17 protein-coding genes are annotated in these 19834 nt (G+C 60.2%); 11 read left to right on the top strand and 6 right to left on the bottom strand.

Annotated features, from left to right (window positions below; all coding sequences use genetic code 11):
- The first annotated feature begins 69 nt into the window (after positions 1 to 69).
- The 9 genes from JQK15_RS05695 (at position 70) to JQK15_RS05655 (ending at position 13019) form a co-directional block, all read left to right on the top strand.
- Positions 70 to 651 (top strand): ANTAR domain-containing response regulator, encoded by a 582-nt coding sequence (locus JQK15_RS05695; RefSeq protein ID WP_010339138.1) that lies wholly within the window; start codon positions 70 to 72, stop codon positions 649 to 651.
- Positions 648 to 1862, top strand: coding sequence for a CmpA/NrtA family ABC transporter substrate-binding protein (locus tag JQK15_RS05690; RefSeq protein ID WP_214864107.1), 1215 nt, complete (start codon positions 648 to 650; stop codon positions 1860 to 1862). Before JQK15_RS05695 ends, JQK15_RS05690 begins: the two co-directional genes overlap by 4 nt.
- Before the next feature lie 219 nt (positions 1863 to 2081).
- A complete protein-coding gene (locus JQK15_RS05685; protein WP_214864105.1) occupies positions 2082 to 3326 on the top strand; it encodes a nitrate/nitrite transporter in 1245 nt (414 codons plus the stop codon).
- Between the two features lie 81 nt (positions 3327 to 3407).
- Positions 3408 to 4613 carry a hypothetical protein gene (locus JQK15_RS05680; RefSeq protein ID WP_214864103.1) on the top strand — a complete coding sequence of 402 codons (1206 nt, stop codon included), beginning with the start codon at positions 3408 to 3410 and terminating at the stop codon, positions 4611 to 4613.
- A gap of 211 nt (positions 4614 to 4824) precedes the next feature.
- Positions 4825 to 7338 (top strand): nitrite reductase large subunit NirB, encoded by a 2514-nt coding sequence (nirB, locus tag JQK15_RS05675; protein ID WP_214864100.1) that lies wholly within the window; start codon positions 4825 to 4827, stop codon positions 7336 to 7338.
- Positions 7335 to 7703: a nitrite reductase small subunit NirD gene (nirD, locus tag JQK15_RS05670; RefSeq protein ID WP_004212514.1), complete on the top strand. Its 369-nt coding sequence runs from the start codon at positions 7335 to 7337 to the stop codon at positions 7701 to 7703. Before nirB ends, nirD begins: the two co-directional genes overlap by 4 nt.
- Positions 7703 to 10312 (top strand): nitrate reductase, encoded by a 2610-nt coding sequence (locus JQK15_RS05665; protein ID WP_214864099.1) that lies wholly within the window; start codon positions 7703 to 7705, stop codon positions 10310 to 10312. The genes nirD and JQK15_RS05665 overlap by 1 nt, the downstream gene beginning before the upstream one ends.
- Positions 10299 to 11093, top strand: a complete 795-nt coding sequence (gene cobA / locus JQK15_RS05660) for a uroporphyrinogen-III C-methyltransferase (RefSeq protein ID WP_214864097.1) — start codon at positions 10299 to 10301, stop codon at positions 11091 to 11093. The genes JQK15_RS05665 and cobA overlap by 14 nt, the downstream gene beginning before the upstream one ends.
- 192 nt (positions 11094 to 11285) lie before the next feature.
- Positions 11286 to 13019: a site-specific integrase gene (locus JQK15_RS05655; protein WP_214864095.1), complete on the top strand. Its 1734-nt coding sequence runs from the start codon at positions 11286 to 11288 to the stop codon at positions 13017 to 13019.
- Positions 13020 to 13199: 180 nt separating this feature from the next.
- On the opposite strand, the gene JQK15_RS05650 is transcribed toward JQK15_RS05655, so the two are convergent.
- Positions 13200 to 13559 (bottom strand): hypothetical protein, encoded by a 360-nt coding sequence (locus tag JQK15_RS05650; protein ID WP_214864093.1) that lies wholly within the window; start codon positions 13557 to 13559, stop codon positions 13200 to 13202.
- Positions 13560 to 14282: 723 nt separating this feature from the next.
- On the opposite strand from JQK15_RS05650, the gene JQK15_RS05645 reads away from it, so the two are divergent.
- Positions 14283 to 15611 (top strand): hypothetical protein, encoded by a 1329-nt coding sequence (locus JQK15_RS05645; RefSeq protein WP_214864091.1) that lies wholly within the window; start codon positions 14283 to 14285, stop codon positions 15609 to 15611.
- A 38-nt stretch (positions 15612 to 15649) separates the two neighbouring features.
- On the opposite strand, the gene JQK15_RS05640 is transcribed toward JQK15_RS05645, so the two are convergent.
- From JQK15_RS05640 to JQK15_RS05625, 4 genes are all read right to left on the bottom strand, one after another.
- Positions 15650 to 16459 carry a PDZ domain-containing protein gene (locus JQK15_RS05640; RefSeq protein WP_214864089.1) on the bottom strand — a complete coding sequence of 270 codons (810 nt, stop codon included), beginning with the start codon at positions 16457 to 16459 and terminating at the stop codon, positions 15650 to 15652.
- 285 nt (positions 16460 to 16744) lie between these two features.
- Positions 16745 to 16981: a hypothetical protein gene (locus JQK15_RS05635; protein WP_214864087.1), complete on the bottom strand. Its 237-nt coding sequence runs from the start codon at positions 16979 to 16981 to the stop codon at positions 16745 to 16747.
- 199 nt (positions 16982 to 17180) lie between these two features.
- Positions 17181 to 17654, bottom strand: a complete 474-nt coding sequence (locus JQK15_RS05630) for a Ros/MucR family transcriptional regulator (RefSeq protein WP_214864085.1) — start codon at positions 17652 to 17654, stop codon at positions 17181 to 17183.
- A 255-nt stretch (positions 17655 to 17909) separates the two neighbouring features.
- Positions 17910 to 18050, bottom strand: coding sequence for a hypothetical protein (locus tag JQK15_RS05625; protein ID WP_214864083.1), 141 nt, complete (start codon positions 18048 to 18050; stop codon positions 17910 to 17912).
- A gap of 174 nt (positions 18051 to 18224) precedes the next feature.
- On the opposite strand from JQK15_RS05625, the gene JQK15_RS05620 reads away from it, so the two are divergent.
- A complete protein-coding gene (locus JQK15_RS05620; RefSeq protein WP_214864081.1) occupies positions 18225 to 18803 on the top strand; it encodes a recombinase family protein in 579 nt (192 codons plus the stop codon).
- Positions 18804 to 18829: 26 nt separating this feature from the next.
- Here JQK15_RS05620 and JQK15_RS05615 read toward each other — a convergent pair whose 3' ends face one another.
- The gene (locus JQK15_RS05615) at positions 18830 to 19504 is read right to left on the bottom strand and encodes a GIY-YIG nuclease family protein (protein ID WP_214864079.1); all 675 of its coding nucleotides are present in this window, start codon (positions 19502 to 19504) and stop codon (positions 18830 to 18832) included.
- Positions 19505 to 19834 lie beyond the last annotated feature (330 nt).

Genomic DNA, 19834 nt, shown 5'->3' with positions numbered 1-19834 from the left:
CGATTGCCGTTCGCTTTCGATTGACCTGAGCCGTCGGACTGCTGCTATGGGCGTATCCAAAGGGGCGCCATGCGAATTGTCATCATCGACGACAGCGGATTGAGAGCGACGGTCCTGGAAGAAGGGCTGCGTGAGGCGGGCTATGACGATATTCATATCGTCCCGCCCCGCGGCGCCTTCGTTGCCCGGCTGGAGCGGATGGCGCCCGATGTGGTGCTGATGGATCTTGGTAGCCCCAGCCGCGACACGCTGGAGGAGATGCTGACGGTAAGCCGCGCGCTTGCCCGGCCGATCGCGATGTTCGTCGATCAGTCCGATGATGCGATGATCGGCGCGGCGATCGATGCGGGCGTATCCGCCTATGTCGTCGATGGTCTGCGCAAGGAGCGGGTAAAGCCGGTGCTGGAACTGGCGGTGCGGCGCTTCAACGCCTTTGCCCGGATGCAGTCGGAACTGGACGAGGCGCGCACCGCGCTCGCCGACCGCAAGGTCATCGACCGGGCGAAATCGATCCTGATGAACCAGCGCAGCCTGTCCGAGCAGGATGCCTATGCGCTGCTGCGGTCGAGCGCGATGAACCAGGGCAAGAAGATCGTGGACGTGGCGCAGGCGCTTATTACCGCCAGCGACCTGTTGGGAGGGGGCATATGAGCGAGTTGCTGCGGATAGCCTTTCTGCCGCTGACGGACGTGGCCGTGCTGGCGGTCGCGCGCGAACGGGGCTTTGCCGAGGAAGAGGGGATCGCGCTCGATCTGGTGCGCACCACCAGCTGGGCGACGCTGCGCGACCGGCTGGTCTATGGCCAGGTGCAGGGCGCGCAGATGCTGGCGCCGCTGGCCGTGGCGGTGACGCTTGGCCTCAGCCAGCAGCCCGCCGCACTGGCCGCGCCCTACAAGCTCAACGTCAACGGCAATATGCTAGTGATGGCACCGGACTTCGCCAAGGCACTCGAACCGGACATCGCCCGGCGGCTCGCTGATCCGCTGGGCACAGCCCATGATTTCGCCGCCGCGATCGGGCTGTGGCGGCGCAAGCCGGTGATCGGCGTCGTCCACCGCTTTTCCAGCCATGCGATCATGCTGCGTTACTGGCTGGCGAGCGCGGGCATCGATCCCGATCGGGATGTCGTGCTGCGCGTGCTGCCGCCCTCGCTGACGGTCGAGGCGATGCGGGCGGGCGAAATTGACGGCTTCATCGCCGGCGAACCCTGGGGCAGCGCGGCGGTTGAGGCCGGGCTCGCCGAAACCGTCGCGATCGGCGAACGCATCTGGCAGCGGGGGGTGGAGAAGGTTCTGGCCTTTCGTCAGGACTGGCTGGAGGCGAACCCGGAAACGGTCGATCGCCTGTTGCGCGCGCTCGCCCGGTCGGCCGCCTGGTGCGACGATCCTGCACATCATGAGGCACTCGCCGATCTCCTGTCCGACCCGCGCTATGTCGACCAGCCGGCCGATTTGATCTTGCGTGCCTTGTCCGGGCAGATCGGCGCACGGCTGGGTCAAGCACCGGTAATCAATCCCGATTTCATGCTGTTCGCGCGCGAAGCGACCGCCTTCCCCTGGCGCAGCCAGGCGCTGTGGATCTATTCGCAGCTGGTGCGCTGGGGCATGGTTGCCCATGATGCGGAAACAGCGGCGCGGGCCGCCGCCGTCTTCCGGCCGGATATTTTCCGCCGGGCGCTGGCCGATAGCGGCCTGCCGATGCCGGGCGCTAGTATGAAACTGGAAGGGGCGCTCACGACCCCGATGCCGGTCGGTGCCCATCGCGGCGACCTGACGCTTGGCCCGGATCGCTTTTTCGACGGGCGAATCTTCGACCCCGAACGGATTGAGGATTTCCTGCGGGATTCTGCGCCCCTCCGTTGAAATGAAGGGCGAATTTGTGCCTTGCAACATAACGCATTCTACGGGATAAGATAAAGGATCGCGCGACGAGGCGCGTCCAGACGAATGCGCCGTCCCAAGGGTGGGATCGCCATTCCATCCATTTTTCGCAGCAAAGCCGCTGACCGGACCACGCCATGAGTGCGCGCGTCCGGCCTGCGGCTTTTTTCGTTTCCAATTCCAATGGTTGGGGGACGCATCATGGCTACTGCTTATTGGGACCGCGAAGGGGAGGCCGCATCGGCCGCCGCCACGACAGGCTTCTGGAAGGCCGGCCACGCGCCGACCCTGATTGCCGCCTTTCTCTATTTCGACCTGGCCTTCATGGTCTGGGTCTTGCTGGGGCCGCTGGCGCCGATGATCGCCAAGACGCTGGCGCTGACGCCGGCGGAAAAGGGGCTGATGGTGGCGACACCGACGCTCGCCGGCGCGCTGCTTCGCGTCGTCAACGGCCTGCTGGTCGACCGCATCGGCCCGAAGCGCTCGGGCGCGATCAGCCAGATTATCGTCATCGCCGGCCTGTTCCTGGCCTGGCTGATGGGTGTCAACAGCTTCGGCGGCACATTGGTGCTGGGCGTGATCCTGGGCTTTGCCGGGGCGAGCTTCGCGATCGCGCTGCCGCTCGCCAGCCGCTGGTATCCGCCCGAGCATCAGGGCAAGGCGATGGGCCTTGCCGGCATGGGCAATTCGGGCACGGTGCTGGCCTCGCTGTTCGCGCCGATGCTGGCCAAGGCATTCGGCTGGAATGCGGTGCTGGGCCTTGCCTGCATCCCGCTGTCGATCGTCTTCGTCGCCTATATGATCATGGCCAAGGATGCCCCCAACGCGCCGCCGGCCAAGCGGCTGGTCGATTATTTCGAACCGCTCAAGACCGCTGACGCCTGGTGGCTGATGGCCTTCTATGCCGTGACCTTCGGTGGCTTCGTCGGGCTGGCGGCGTCGCTGCCCATCTATTTCACCGACCAGTTCGGGCTGACCCCGATCATCGCGGGCTATTGCACCGCAGCCTGCGTCTTCGCCGGGTCGCTGGTACGGCCGATGGGCGGCGCGCTGGCGGATCGGATCGGCGGCGTGAAGGCGTTGATGATCGTCTATGTCGTCGCAGCACTGGCGCTGGCCGGCGTGTCGCAGGCGACGACATTGGCCAGCGCGCTGGCCCTGTTCGTCCTGGCCATGCTGGCGCTGGGCACCGGCAACGGTTCGGTCTTCCAACTGGTGCCGCAGCGTTTCCAGGCGGAAATCGGCGTGATGACCGGCCTTGTCGGCATGGCCGGCGGCATTGGTGGCTTCTACCTCGCCAGTTCGCTGGGCCTCGCCAAGCAACTGACCGGCAGCTTCGCGCCCGGCTTCCTGATCTTCGCCGGGCTTGCCGTGCTGGCCCTGCTGGGCGTGGCGCTGGTCAAGGCGAAGTGGCGCGCCAACTGGACCAGCGGCGCCCGCATCTGAGTTGGAGAGGAGGGCGGCGGCCTCTTTTGAGGACTGCCGCCCCGAGCCACGCTCTTTCCGTCCGAGGGGGGACGATCATCCATGAAATATCTTCTCGCAACGACGGCCGCGCTGGCCGTCGCCGGGCCCGCTTGTGCCCAGCAGATCGACCTGAAACCCGTCGCCGAGGCGCGGCTGCGCTACGAACATGTCGACCAGCATGGCCTGGCGCAGCAGGCCGATGCGCTTACCGTCCGGGCCCGCGCCGGCCTGACGGCCACCAGCGGCGCGCTGTCGGCGACATTGGTGGGGCAGGGGACATTGGCGGTGATCGACCGCTATTTCGACGGCTTCGACAATGCAGCGACAAAGCCGCTGGTGGCCGACCCACAGAATGTCGCCCTTTATATCGCCCAGTTGCAATATCGGACCAAGTCACTGACCCTGACCGGCGGGCGGCAGAAGATATTGCTGGATGACGAGCGCTTCGTCGGCAATGTCGCCTTTCGCGACAATGGCCAGACCTTTGACGCGGTGCGCGCCGAACTGACGCCGGCCAAGGGGCTGAAACTGGACGCCGCCTATGCGTGGAGCGTGCGGACCATCTGGGGCTTTCAGGGCAAGGGTGCGCGCCAGCAGGCGGTCAGCGGCGACAATATCTTCGCCAATCTTTCCTATGCCACGCCGCTGGGCACGCTCAGCGGCTTTGCCTATCTGGTCGATCAGGACGAGGCGGCGGTGCAGGCCTATCGCCTGTCGAGCCAGACCTATGGCGTGCGTCTGACGGGCAGCCAGCCGCTCTCAAGATCGGCCAAGATCGCCTATCAGCTCAGCTATGCCCGTCAGTCGGACTATCATCGGAATCCCAATGACTATGCCGCTGATTACTGGCTGGCGGATGCGACGCTCGACCTGCATGGCTGGAAGCTCAATGCTGGCTATGAGGTGCTGGGCGCCAGCCATGGCACGGCGCTCACCAGCTTCCAGACGCCGCTTGGCACCAATTTCAAGTTCCAGGGCTGGGCCGACAAGTTCCTGACCACGCCCGCCAACGGCATGCGCGACCTCTATGTTGGCACCGGCTATGGCTGGAAGCAGATAGGGCCGCTGTCGGGCGTCGCACTGGCCGCCACCTGGCACCGGTTCGAGAGCGACCGGCTCGACCAGCATTACGGCAATGAGTGGGATCTGATCGCATCTGCGAAGCTACGCAGGACGGCCCTGTCGGTGCGCTACGCCCATTATGATGCGCGAGCGATGGCGACCGATACCGAGAAATTGTGGCTTCAGGCCGACTGGAGCATCTGATTGAAAAGCCATGAGAGGAATCGCTTGAGCGTTCGGGCGATTCCCCATATGCTGCACTGCAAGGGACAAGGATGTCCCGCTTCACATCGCTGCGACGGTTCAGGGTAGGATCGGCAAGGCACTAGATGATGGCAAAGCCGCCATCCAGACTCTCGGGTTTCAATCCCCGAGGGTCTGGATGGCGGCTTTTTTCTTTTCTGGAGTAACGGGGATGGACTTTCAGGACGGGATCGACCCGGTCACGCAGGATGAGGACAATGTCCTGCCGCCCTTGGGGCAAGCACGGGAGCATCTGGTCGTCATCGGTAACGGCATGGCCGGCTGCCGCGCGGTCGAGGAATTGCTGGCCCGTGATGCAGGACGCTATCGCGTCACCATCTTCGGCGCCGAACCCTATGTGAACTATAACCGCATCATGCTTTCGCCGGTGCTGGCGGGCGAAAAGACGTTCGAGCAGATCGTCATCAACGACGCCGCCTGGTATGCCGACAATGGCATCGAACTGATCGCCGGCGATCCGGTAAAGGCCATCGACCGGGCCGCAAAGACCGTTTCCAGCCAGTCGGGCCGCACCATCGGCTATGACAAGCTGCTGATCGCGACCGGCTCCGATCCATTCATCATTCCCGTGCCCGGCAAGGACCTGCCCGGCGTCATCAGCTTCCGCGACATGAAGGATGTCGACACCATGCTCGCCGCCGCTGCCGATGGCGGCAGCGCGGTGGTGATCGGCGGCGGCCTCCTCGGCCTCGAAGCCGCCCATGGCCTGACCCTGCGCGGCATGAAGGTGACCGTCATCCACCTGATGGACACGCTGATGGAGCGGCAGCTGGACGAGGCGGCCGGCTGGCTGCTCAAGACCGCACTCGAAGGACGCGGCCAGACCATCCTGACCGGCGCCAATACCGAAGCCATCTATGGCGACGGCAAGGTCGAGGGCGTACGGCTGAAGGACGGTCGCGAAATTCCCGCCAGCCTGGTGGTGATGGCGGTCGGCATCCGCCCCGCGACCGCGCTGGCCCGCGACGCCGGCCTGGCCGTCAATCGCGGCATCCAGGTCGACGATCATATGGTCACCAGCGATCCCGATGTGCTGGCCGTGGGTGAATGCGTCGAACATGACGGCAATGTCTATGGCCTGGTCGCGCCACTGTGGGATATGTGCCGCAGCCTCGCCGATGGCCTGACCGATCAGCATTCGGGCTACAAGGGCTCGGTCACCTCGACCAAGCTCAAGGTCGCGGGGCTGGACGTCTTCTCCGCCGGTGACTTTTCCGGCGGTGAGGGGTGCGAGGATATCGTCCTGCGCGACGCCTCGCGCGGGGTCTACAAGCGGGTCATCGTCAAGGACGACAAGCTGATCGGCGCGGTGCTTTATGGCGATACCGTCGATGGCGGCTGGTATTTCGATCTCCTCAAGCGCGAGGAAAATGTCGCGGACATGCGCGACATGCTGATCTTCGGCCAGGCCTTCGCCTCGGGAGGGGGCGCGCTGGACCCTAAGGCGGCTGTTGCGGCGCTCTCGGACGAAGCCGAGATTTGCGGCTGCAACGGCGTCAGCAAGGGCCAGGTCGTCTCGTGCATCGCCAAGGGTGCGCACAGCCTGGATGCGGTCCGCGCCACCTGCAAGGCGTCGGCCAGTTGCGGTAGCTGCACCGGCCTGGTCGAAACCCTGCTCGCGCTGACGCTGGGCGAGGATGTCCAGTCCGGCCCCAAGACCATGTGCAAATGCACCAGCTTCACCCATGACGATGTCCGTCGCGAGATCGTGGCGCAGGACATGCGCTCGATCCCCGAAGTCATGCAGAAATTGAACTGGTCGACGCCGGAGGGCTGCTCCTCCTGCCGCCCCGCGCTCAATTATTATCTGCTCTGCGCGCTGCCCGGCGACTATCAGGACGACCAGCGCAGCCGGTTCGTCAACGAACGCATGCACGCCAATATCCAGAAGGATGGCACCTATTCGGTCGTGCCGCGCATGTGGGGCGGGCTGACCAACCCCAGGGAACTGCGCGCGATCGCCGATGTGGTCGAAAAATATAACGCCCCGATGGTCAAGGTGACCGGCGGCCAGCGGCTGGATATTTTCGGCATCAGGAAGGAAGACCTGCCCGCCGTCTGGGCCGATCTCAATGCTGCCGGCATGGTGTCGGGCCATGCCTATGGCAAGTCGCTGCGCACGGTGAAGACCTGCGTGGGGTCGGAATGGTGCCGGTTCGGCACGCAGGATTCGACCGGGCTGGGCGTCAAGTTGGAGCATATGACCTGGGGATCGTGGATGCCCCACAAGTTCAAGATCGCGGCGTCCGGCTGCCCCCGCAACTGCGCGGAGGCGACGATCAAGGATTTCGGCGTGGTCTGCGTCGACAGCGGCTATGAACTGCATGTCGGCGGCAATGGCGGCATCCATGTCCGCGCCACCGACCTGCTCTGCAAGGTCGCGACCGAGCAGGAGGCGATGGATTATTGCGCCGCCTTCATCCAGCTCTACCGCGAGGAAGCCCGCTATCTGGAGCGCACCGCTCCCTGGATAGAGCGCGTCGGCGTCGATTATGTGAAGAGCCGCATCGTCGCCGATGATGTCGGCCGCGAAGCACTGCGCGCCCGCTTCCTCTTCTCCCAGCAGTTCATGCAGGATGATCCCTGGGCGCGTCGCGCCGCCGGCGAGGACGCCGAACTGCACCAGCATCTGGCCGAAGTCCGCCCCATGGAGACGCTCGCATGATCCCGAACACCCAAGTTGGCACCTGGCTGGATATCGGCCCCGTCGACCAGATCTCGCCGGGCAATGCCCGCACCCTGCCGGTGCGCGGCGGCGAGGAAATCGCCATCTTCCACACGCAGGACAATCAGTTCTACGCGCTGGTCAACAAATGCCCGCACAAGCAGGGGCCGCTGAGCCAGGGCATTGTCCATGGATCGGTCGTTGCCTGTCCGCTGCACAATTGGAACATCTCGCTCAAGACCGGCAAGGCGCTGGGCAGCGATGAAGGCTGCGTGCCCACCATCCCGCTCAAGGTGGAGGCGGGCCGCATCTTCCTGCTGCGCGAGGCAGTCATTCCCGTGCCCAGTGCGGCAAAGGCGGCCTGATGGCACAGGCGATCCGCACCACCTGCGCCTATTGCGGCGTCGGCTGCGGCATCGCCGCCACGCCGACCGGGCCGCGCTCGGTGATCATCAAGGGGGACGAGGCACATCCGGCCAATGGTGGGCGCCTCTGTTCCAAGGGCACGCATCTGGGCGAGACGGTGGCGCTGACCGGCCGGCTGCTGCACCCGATGATCGGCAAGCGCCGCGCCAGTTGGGACAAGGCGCTGGATCTGGTCGCGAAGAAATTTCGCGAGACGATCGAGCGTCACGGCCCGGACAGCGTGGCCTTCTATGTCTCGGGCCAGTTGCTGACCGAGGATTATTATGTCGCCAACAAGCTGATGAAGGGCTTCATCGGCTCGGCGAACATCGACACCAACAGCCGCCTGTGCATGTCGAGCGCGGTCGCCGGCCACAACCGCGCCTTTGGCGAGGACGTGGTGCCGGCCAGCTATGACGATCTGGAGCAGGCCGACCTCATCATCCTCGTCGGCTCCAACACCGCCTGGTGCCATCCGATCGTCTATCAGCGTATCCAGGCTGCCCGCGCCGCGCGCGGCACGAAGCTGGTGGTGATCGACCCGCGCCGCACCGAAACCTGCGAGGGCGCGGACCTGCATCTGCCGATCCGCCCCGGCAGCGACGTCGCGCTGATGACCGGGCTGCTCGCCTGGTGCGATGCGCAGGGCGTGACCGATCCGGCCTATCTGGCCGATCATGTGAACGTGCCCGACGGATTCTGGGATCATGTCCGCACCGGCCATGACCTGTGGACGACGGCCCAGGCCTGCGACCTCGACCCGGCGCTGCTGAAGGCCTTTTTCGAGCTGTTCGCGGCGACCCCGCGCACCGTCACCCTGTTCAGCCAGGGCATCAACCAGTCGATCCGCGGCACCGATCAGGTCAATGCGATCATCAATGTCCATCTCGCCACGGGGCGCATCGGCAAGCCGGGCGCGGCGCCCTTTTCCATCACCGGCCAGCCCAATGCGATGGGCGGGCGCGAGGTCGGCGGGCTGGCGTCCACGCTTGCCGCGCATATGGACTTTGCGCCGGAAAATGTCGCCCGCGTCGGCCGCTTCTGGGCCGCGCCGCAGATGGCGAGCAAGCCGGGGCTGAAGGCCGTCGACCTGTTCCGCGCCATCGATGAAGGCCGGATCAAGGCCCTCTGGATCATGGCGACCAATCCCGCCGTCTCGCTGCCCGATGCCGGCCGGGTGCGTGACGCGCTGGAGGCGATCCCGTTCCTCGTCGTGTCGGACATCATCGCCGACACTGACAGCTCTACCCATGCCCATGTCCGCCTGCCGGCCGCCGGCTGGGGCGAAAAGGATGGCACGGTCACCAATTCGGACCGCACCGTCAGCCGCCAGCGCCCGTTCATGGCATTGCCCGGCGAAGCCCGGCCCGACTGGTGGATCATCACCCAGGTCGCCCGCCGCATGGGCTGGAAAAACGCCTTCGCCTATGATCGGCCGGCTGACATCTGGCGCGAACATGCGCGCATGACCGCCTATCAGAATGAGGGGCAGCGGTTGCTCAACCTGCGGGCGCAGGCGGCAATCGGCAACGACGCCTATGACGCGATGGACAGTTTCCGTTGGGGCGGGAGGCCCTTTGCCGATGGGCATTTCCCCACTCCGGACAGTAAAGCGCGGTTGGTGCTGACGAGGCAAATGGATTTGCAGGGGCCGCTGCGCGACTGGCCGCTGACGCTCAACACCGGTCGCTATCGCGATCAATGGCATACGATGACCCGCACGGGTCTGGCGCCCAAGCTGGCCCGCCATCGCGAGGAACCGCTGGTCGAAATCCACCCGCAGGATGCCGATGCGCTGGGCCTGGCCGATCGCGATCTGGCGCGGGTGTCGACCGCACAGGGCAACAGCCTCTTCCGCGTCAGCATCAGCGACGGCCAGCGGCCGGGCGAAATCTTCACCCCGATCCACTGGACCGATCAGATATCGAGCGGCGGGCGTACCGGCCTGTTGCCGCGTCCGCTGGTCGATCCGCATTCGGGCCAGCCCGGCTTCAAGTCGACTCCGGCCGCGCTCGAGAAGGTCTCGACCCAATGGCAGGGCTTCCTGATCCTGCGCGGGCAGGAGCCAGTGAATCTGCCCTGCCTGTGGGCGACGCGGGTCGCGGTGCCGGGCGGCGCGCTCTATGAACTGGCCGGCAATGGCGATGCCGCCCGGCTGGAAGCCTGCCTGCCCAGGGGCGAGCGGGTCGAGGCGATCGATCATGTGCGCGGCAGCCGACGGGTCGCGATCATCCAGGACGGCCGGCTGGCCGGCGTGCTGTTCGTCACCCGCACCGGCCTGTTGCCCTCGCGCGACTGGCTGATCGGCCAGTTGGCGGCGGACGATGTCGGTGCAACCGTGCTGGCCGCCCGCGGGCCGGGCAGCCAGCCGGACAAGGGCGCCACCATCTGCGTCTGTTTCGATGTCGGCCTCAACCAGATCGTCGCGGCGATCCGCGACCAGAAGCTGGTCGACGTGCCTGCCATCGGCAAGGCGCTGGGCGCCGGCACCAATTGCGGTTCCTGCCGCCCCGCCATCGCCAATATCCTGGCCCAGACCTCGCAGGAGACATTGCATGCAGCCGAATGACCTCATCGCGCCGGGCGACGTCTGGCTGGTCGGTGCCGGGCCGGGCGATCCCGACCTGCTGACGCGCAAGGCCGAAAGGCTGATCCGCGCGGCGGACATCATCTTTCACGACGCGCTGGTCGGGCCGGGCATATTGGACCTCATTCCCGATCATGCGGAACGGGTCAGCGTCGGCAAGCGGTCGGGCCGCCATTCGAAGGACCAGCAGACGATCGACGAAATGCTGGTGGAGGCGGCGCTGGCGGGCAAGCGCGTGGTTCGGCTGAAGGGCGGCGACCCGGCGATGTTCGCCCGTTCGACCGAGGAAATGACGGCGCTGCGCGCGGTCGGCGTTCGCGCTCGGATCTGCCCCGGCATCACCGCGGCCAGCGCCGTCGCGGCGGCGGCGGGCATTTCCCTGTCGCTGCGCGGCATTGCGCGCCGGGTCCAGTTCGTGACGGCGCATAGCCGCCGGGGCCAGGCGCTGGATCTGGATTGGGATGCCCTGGCCGATCCGGCCTGCACCCTGGCCGTCTATATGGGACGCGAGGCCGCCCCGGAACTCAGCCGCGCGCTGATCGCTGCCGGCCTGCCGGGCGCGACCCCGGCGCTCATCACCTGCGATGCGTCGCTGCCGCAGGAACAGCAGTTGCGCACGCGCCTCGATCTCCTGCCGCTGGTGACGCAGGCTTTTGCCGATGATCGCCCGACCCTGATCCTCATCGGCGAGGCGGTGGCTCAGGCCGACATGGCCATGGCTGGCGGAACGGACGATGTCCGCCGATCGATGGCGTCGCGCTGAAGTAGTAACAACGGCGCCGTATATCCGGCTGATAATATTGGAAAGTGGTCGGGGAGACAGGAGGGCTAAGTCGGCTACTAACTGAGGTAGGTTGACGCTTAGAAGCCCATGGACTGGGCGTTTTCATCGGGTTCTGGGTGTGGCAGTGCTACGTGCGAGTGCTACATTATTTCGACCCCGGAACAAATATTCATGCTGAATCACTATCTTCGCAAACGTCCCCGATCCCAAAACTGGCAGCTTCGGATGATGGTCCCCGCCGCTGCTCGCCCTGTCATAGGCAAGCGCGAATTCACCAAGTCTTTGGGTGTCACTGATCGACGGCGCGCGGAGGCAACTGCGCTGCCGATTTTGATGGCATGGAAAGCTAGGGTAGAGGCTGCGCTGCTATCAGACAAAGCCGAAAAGGCTTCAAGGTTGCTGATCCGTCCAACAGACGTGGAACTGGAAGAGGCGGCTCTTATTGTCGGTTACGAACGCGCAAGCGAACGTGTCGGGCAACTCATCAAGGTAAAGGCTCGCCTTGGGGAGGCCAGCTATCAAGCCCTGCGATCCGAATTTGAACGTCGGCATGTCGATGCCGTTCGGCGGTTGAAAGGCGAAGATTATTCATACTGGCGTAGCCGTGCGGTTCGTCAGGTCGAAATGCGCGGATGGGATTTGCCGCACGACAGTCCGCAATTCGATGAGTTTGTGCATCAGTTGGCGCGGGCAGGGACTGACACGTTCGCAAAGGCTGTAGCAACTATCAACGATGCCGAACATACATTCGTCCCATCTGCGCCGGTTCAAGCGGCTATCAGAAGGAAAAGCGAACGTGCGCGTGATGGCGAACGGATTGCCCAGCTATATGAAATCTATCAGGCGCAGCGCATAGCAGAAGGGAAAAAGCGCGCTGACAGTCTGGATCAAGACGGAAAGATCGTTAGCGAATTCTCGCAGTTCATTGGTGTTGATCGCAGCCTGCGGTCAATCCAGCCATCAGACGTTCGGGAATGGCGGAACCTGCAAACTTCTCTCCCTATCAGCTACAGAAAGCGAAACGAGTTTAACGGGATGCCTCTGCGGCAGATCGCAGCCATTGCCAAAGAAAAGGGCATCAAGACGCTTGATCCGGTGACTGTTAACAAAAAACTGTCTGCTGTGTCTGCGCTGTTTTCGTGGGCCAAGCGCGAAGGGTATGTCGAAGATAACCCCGTAGCCGGACTGTTCTATCAGGTCGATAAACAAAAGAACGCTCGCCCTCCGTTTACCATTGACCAACTCAATTTCATTCTGCGGTCGCCCCTTTTTACGGGCTTTCTATGCGATGGAAAAGAGTTCAAAGCAGGCAATGTGCGGTCGAGAGACTGGCGTTTCTGGCTACCCTTGGTTTGCCTGTTCACCGGTGCTCGACTTGGTGAGATTGCTCAACTGAGACTAGAAGACGTTCGCGAAGAGACTGGCATTGATGTCATAGATATTAAGAACGAACCTACAAAGGGGCAGGCTACTAAGTCAGGTAAAAACCGGGTTGCGCCGATCCACTCGACGCTAAAGGCCATCGGGTTTATAGACTACGTGCAATCGCAAAGGGATCGTGCGGCATCCGATGGCGACCATCGCCTGTTCCCTGAACTATCGAAGAATGAACGAGGGCAGGCCGGTAAAGCGTCGCGGTTCTGGCGGGTGTATCTGGAACGTATCGGGTTGAAGGATGCCGGGGACGGATTTGGCTCGCACTCATTTCGCCATGGTTTAGCAGATCAGTTGCGAATGGCGGGCTACTTCGATCTAGATATTGGAGTGGTCCTCGGACACAGCCAGAAGACAATCACTTCGGGCTATGGAAAGTTGCGTCAAGGCACTGTGTCGCGGTTGTCGGAAATCATAGAGTGCGCCCAATTCGAGGGTGTCGATTTTAGTCATCTGATCCCAGCGCCATAGGGGGCATTTGAGAGGGTTCTGCACACTAGGCTGCTGAGGCAAGCTAAATTCCCGAATCGCGCTCCACGACCCCTCCACGGCCGAAATAATAGGCATTCTATCGGCGATACCTACCACATAGATGCAATGAGCGGTGCGCTTTATACCGGCGCACCGGCTCTACTTTGCCCTGAACCGCCATCAATCGAACAACCAAGCCTCTGCGTCCTCAATGCGGTCGAAGAACTCCACCCCCTCCCGATCCGTTAACCGCTGCGCCTGCAACCGCGCCAAAGAGGAACTACAGACGAAGGCCAGCCGCCTTGAACGAACATCGGGAGAAGCAAGGAGGGCTGCAAAGGCCCCTACGATATCCTGCGCCTGTATGTTCATACCGGTGATATCTACCAGCGTCAGATGACCGGGCGCTTTTAGGTGGCTTAGAACCTGCCGATAGGTAGCGGCAAACTCCTGAACGTCCTCCTGATCGAAGAAACCCGCCATCTTCACGCGAGCAAGGTTCCGGCTCTTATCCGGCGTTACTGTGTAGCTGGCTTCCATGCATTCTCTCCCGCCGTCCTAACCGATCAGCCTACCGATTGTTCATAGCCGGGTGAGGTTTGGGTTTTGGTAGCTGGATTGCTGATCGATCATCCGTTCCAACCGACCGACCGGATATCAAAGCCCAGCGATTGCGGGCGTGTCATTATTCAACTGTATTAAATTGGCAATACATTTAATTGATTTCACCTTCAACTTAACCAGGATATTAATCTGTTAGATAAATATACGTCATACTTGTCTTAACTTGCCTAAATAATCTGATATTAAATGTCATATTCACCCCTAACACAAGTCAGGATAAATCCGGTGCGTCAACAGAACCTATTATGACGGGTGGCAACTGTGGCACTAGCTGTTGGTTCACATGATTTTTTGTGTATCTGGACTTCCTCATTCATACAGAAATGAGGATTACCTATGCGAACTCTACAGCTACAGTTTTCATTCATGGAAGAGGTTGAGCCTCGTCCGACACCTTCCAACGACAATTTCCCCTCCGATGAGGGGCAGGTTCCCGGTCAACCGGCAAAGCCTCTGTGCGTCTCTGTAGCGCCCCCATGCTCATCGCATCTTCCTCACTTGATGAATGAGTAGATACCCTTCTCATTTCAAGCATGGTTAGGGCGGGCATACCAATGCCCATTTATATGTAATCAAAAAGGTTACTCTAATGCCCCTCCTTTCCTCCCCCTTTTTAGTTATAATATATAGATATTGGTTATGTTAATTAATAAACAGATTAAGCAAGAAGCATTATATACAGATGTTGAATTAGAAGAGGAAGGGGTTGGCTTCTACAATATGAAGCTCAATTGGCACTGCTCTTCTGAAAAGGCTGAAACCATGACCCAAGCCTTAGCGTTGGACCTCTATCAGAGCGTTGGGAATAAGCGAAAGCCAACCGAGAAGGCATCTGCTGCATTAGCCGCTACAGTTCGCGACCTATTGAAGGGACATTCCTACAGCCCTTCAAAGCCTTGTGGGCGCTATATGTCGCCTAACAGCTTTTCCCATCTACCTGTGGGCTATAAAGCCTTCAATGGCATCAAGGCCAAGATGGAGAGGGCGGGCTACATCGCCGTCAATGTCGGTGAATGGTGGCGGGTTGCCAATGATGGGGTAGGAAAGGTGACGACGATCCAGCCTACGCCCAAGCTGCTGGAATTCGCATTAGCCTATGGCATTACACCGGCCAACAGGTCGATGCACTTTGCAAAGCACCCTCGTCCTGCTGCGATATGGAACCCGGTTAGGGTGGCAAGAGCGCGGACATGGAAAGGCAATAAGAAGACCCCAAAGGTCTATATCAAGGTCGATCCGCATCATCCTGGACTCCTGCTGGAAGCCGCACGGATAAACAGGCTCAACGCCTACTGGTCGAAACAGGTCATCACGCCCGATAAGCATTATGCCTTCTACAGGGCATTCGCCAACGGTGACGCCAATGACTTCTTTTTCGACAAGGGCGGACGCATCTGCTCCGAAGGCGGCGGCTATCAGAGCATGTCGGAGAAGAACAGGGCAGATATCAGGATTAATGGCTGGCCTACCTCTGAGCTTGATATTACCTCATGCCATACCCGGATATTTTGCTCACTGATGGGCCAGTCGATAGACCCGGCCGTTGACCCCTATAGTCTTACGCGCTTTCCGCGCGATGTGGCCAAAGCCTATGCGGCCATGCTGATGGGCCGGAAGACCACAAATGGCGATTGGGCCGACAAGACTAAGGCGGCATTATCGAAAAAGAAGAAGATAGACCTCAACAAATACCCGATCGAAGAGGTCAAGGCAGCAGTCTTTGAATCCATTCCTCCGTTAGCAGGTTGGGATAGCAGCCCTTATCGCTGGGATGGCCTTCAATACATCGAAAGCTCCATTATACTGGATACAATCGAAACTCTGGCCTACGAATACGACGTCCCGGCGCTCCCGGTCCATGATAGCATCATCGTCCCGACCAAGGACATCGATCTTGCTAGTGAAGTGTTATCGTATTGCTTCCAAAGCCATGTCGGATGCCTGCCTATGTTGAAGGTAAAAGGCTAGCGATCGACCTATGAGGCGACTGCTAGCCTTGGATCGCCCTACTTTTGCTGCTCGGAGAGAAGGGGCAGGCTATCGCCCTTGCCGGTAATGGTCGGCCTTTGCTGGGCTAAAGAAGTTAGCTCGACTATCTTGCCCTCGCGAATGACGGTGAATTTTACGGGTGCCCCAATAACCACCCGGCGTAGCCGGTCATAGAATTCATCATGATTCTGGAAGGTCTTACCATTGATCGATACTAATGTATCGCCGATTTTGGCTCCCGCGTTTTGAAGTGTCCCGCCAACCACCAAATCCATAAAGGTAATACCAAGCGTGGTTTTTCCTTTGAATGTTGTTGGCTGGTCATCAGATAATGCTTTTCCAATAAATGCTTGATTTGGAAAGCTTGTGCCGGAGAGATACTTTCCTCCGGCTGTCTCCATCATATTCATGAGGCCATTGTATATTGCGTCACCGTTGAGGGGTTCACGGCGAACCTGCCCAAGCGCCATTTGTGTTTCGACCCATGCCGATCCTTGTGCGCGCACATCAGCATCCAAATTGACCAAGGCGAACCGAACGAACTGCCTAGGCGTTGTGCTGTAGGAATTGCCAATTGCAGCTTGAACTAGTGCGCCCTTTACGACACCCATGGGGACCTCGCAAACAACCTCCGTAGGCAGGTTGGAAACGATGGTCATGCGGCGGTTCATGCATTCGTTGGCAAGCTTGCCAGCAACAGCGGCGGCTTCGCTGGAGGGAAAGGCCATATCTGCCAGCCCACTAGGCGTCACAGCGACCATGTCTTTGCCAGCATGAGCAACACTGCCCAGCGATGCGATTACGCAAATTGCTACGAGCTTTTTCAAATCTGCCCCCTATTTAGAGTTGGAGGCATCCGTCCGGTCAAAGCCGGGCGTTCGTAACCTGTAGGAGTCCCGCAGGCGCATGTGCCTTTACCGGTAAAACCGGTTGGACATGCGCACATGCCACCCGGCCGAGAAACTCGACCGGCTGACTCCATTATGAGGTTACGACGCCTCACAGCCGGGACTCACCGGACTGCTCGATCCTCATCGCAAATCAGATGCTTGCAGTAAATGGGGATCGCTTCCCACGTTTGCATTTCAGTTGTGCGGAGCGATACCTGACTGTCACTGATGCTTCTTCCATTCAAACTCGCGCTTGCTAATTTTCTTCACTTCTACAACCCCGCCATTCTTACCGACGCCAGAGACATTCCGTTGGAGACTCGCAATATCTAACGACCGCTGAATGTAGATTATCGAGCCATCCGTATGATCGGGAGGCCGCCAATCAGGATACATGTCTTTCAACTCTGCCAAATCGGCATCATCTCCGCTTGTCACCCTCAACGAAAAGTAAGCCATTCTGTCTCCTTTTTCACGATCCACCTCGCTAAGTGTCGCTTCTTTAACGTAGCGTTAGGCTTCAACCATCCGCATTTTGCATGACCACGCATCCACATCGCCAGCTCCCCAATACGAGTAGCCACGATGACCGGCGCATGATCGCCATGTCGCTTAAGGAGCATAGCCGTCACACCCCAAGCGACATGGCGCTGTTCCATTATTCAGCAGCAGCCTTAGCTGCCTTCTTGGCCGGTGCCTTCGGCGTAGCAGCCTTACGACCCTTGCCGGCCTTCCCCAACCCGATCTTAACCGCCAACTCCTTCCGCTGCTGCGCATAGCTGGGGGCGGTCATCGGATAGTCGGCCGATAGGCCCCACTTGGCGCGGTATTCGTCAGGCGTCATCTGATAGTGTGTCATCAGATGGCGCTTAAGCATCTTAAGCTTCTTACCGTCTTCAAGGCAGACGATATAATCCGGCTTCACCGACGCACGGATAGAAACAGCAGGCTCTTGCTTCTCTACAGGAGCTTCCGCAGGCGTCGAAAGACCGGTTAGGGCGCTATGGACGTTGGCGATGAGGGTGGCGACATCGCTAACCCCGACACTGTTATTAGAAACATGGGCAGCAACGATATCTGCGGTCAGCGTCACCAGCAGTTCATTGGCATTGTTGTTTTCTTCGGCGTCCATATGCGATCCTTTTATCGTTGGTATCGCACATATAGCGGCAGATGATCTTAAATCACCCTGTGAGGATCATTAAATTTTGGCATAAATCTGTGAATGGGTTGGCATGGTTAGTAGGGCGAATTTCTAAGACTTCGACCTACCGTATATTCTTACCCGATCATCCTACCCGCATCTCTTTGACAAGGAGCTTTTGGTCATCTGTCAGGCCGGTCGATGCCTACACTTCTGGACCTGCCACTGCCACGCATCTTCGCTTCAAAAGATCCCTAAGTCAGGAATTGAAATGGCCTCTTCATCGGTCAACGGTATGCCCAGCATGACGTCCGCGTCATGCGCATCAGGATCGGGATCGGCGCAATATCGGCTCCAAGCCGCGAGTGGATCATCATCGCTCATTTCTGCAATGTGGCAACCATTCCCTCCAACGCAATGGGGCGGCCTGGCACAGAAGTTCTAACTGCTAGGCCATCTTCCTACGTGACCTGTTACATGGCTTATTAGATACCCGCTTGCTATATTGATACTAGCTCATATTATTATCGTATCTTATGAGCGAGTCGAAGGGGCCATATGTCTAAGCTTTGCTATCTGCGCTGCTCCACCGACAGCCAAACGATTGACGCTCAACGTGCATCACTGCCGGGGCCGTTCGACAAAGAGTTTCTGGATGAGGGTATATCAGGTGCGATCCTTGCTGCTGATCGACCGGGCTTTGCTGCCTTGCTTGCTTATGCCCGCGAAGGTGATGTGGTTCATATCGCTGCCATCGACAGATTAGGCCGTGACGCACTTGATATACAGGCTACCGTGCGAAAGCTCATCGCCAAGGGTGTCACCGTAGACGTTCTGGGCCTTGGTCCTATCGGCAAGGGCGTGGGCGAACTAATCGTAGCGGTGCTGGCTCAGATCGCGGATATGGAGCGCAACCGGATCAAGGAGCGCTGCGATGCAGGCAGGGAGGCTGCTAGAGCTTCTCTCGCCGCTACCGGGCGCACTCATAGGGGGAAAGCCAGCCTAGGGCGTCCTTTTGCTGCTGATGCTGCCCATGTCGCACAGTGGCGTAAGGACAATAAGGCTAGCATCAGCAAGACAGCGAAACAGTTCGGATTGTCGGATGCTACGGTAAAGCGCTATTGTGCCTCGCAATGAGGGGGAGCGCGATGGCCATTAGCCGCCTATTCCTCTCCACCTTCATGAGGGTAGGTCGCCTCGTAGAGGTCGCCGATACTGGTGCCATTGAACAACCAGTGTCGGCCCGGCTGAACCGCATACGGTGCGCCGGACACAATCCTTTGTGCCATAGTCAGGGAAACCATTTCTCCCCGGAGAAGCACCTTTTTGGCTTCCACAACCTCCACGGTTTCCCCGCTCGCTACGTGGACCAGTGTCGAACCTAACGGCACACCCATTTCTTCAAAGTTCAGGGGCGGGCGGCGCTTCTTTTCGAAGGTCTTAACCGCTGCCATCGTGCCCGGCTCTGCCGCCTCCACTTCCCGTTCGACTGCGCGTTCAGTTTGCGGGGTAAGGTCTTCGCCGGGAAAGGCGTTGATGATCGCGACGGCTCGATGTTCGGCGATAGAGAAGAATTCTCGCGAAGGATTCACACGGTCTGGGCCGAAGGCAATGTGGAGAGCCTTCTCGACCTTATGGGCATCATGAACCGTTCGGGCGACTGCCACCTTAAAGGGCAACGGGACGCCCGTTGCACGGCTAAGTTCTGTAACTCTGCGCTCTACGCCTTCGCCCGACGTCCGGCCGATCTTTACCATGCCCGGCATAGCGTCATTGGTAAGAACATAGATGATGCCACCGGCAGGTTCATGGCCAGTGGTGTTCTGATGGTCTTGCATGTCGCCCCTTGCCGCCAAAGATCGCTTGCAAACTCCCATGTTTGGTATCGCAGCAGGGATCAAGGCATGGAGCGCAGATCGTCTCAGAAAGGAGGCTCGCCTCTAAGCCTGCATCGAAAGGCAGAAAGGCTGATCTTCGATGCGGCTACTGGGCTGCATTCAAACCGAACGATATCGGGCGCCTCACATGATGGAGCGTCGCATTGCCGTTCGGAAGGCTGCTAGGACTTCCCTTGCTGTCACCGGGCGCCAAAGACCCGCTATGGAGTTCGTTCGCTGCTGATGCCGCCCAATGGCGTAAGGACAATGAGGCTAGCACCAGCAGGACAG

The sequence above is a fragment of the Sphingobium sp. BHU LFT2 genome, from assembly GCF_018604485.1.
GTDB classification, from domain to species: Bacteria; Pseudomonadota; Alphaproteobacteria; order Sphingomonadales; family Sphingomonadaceae; genus Sphingobium; species Sphingobium yanoikuyae_A.
Note: the sequence above shows the minus strand (reverse complement) of the source record. Positions and strands in the feature narration are given on the sequence as shown.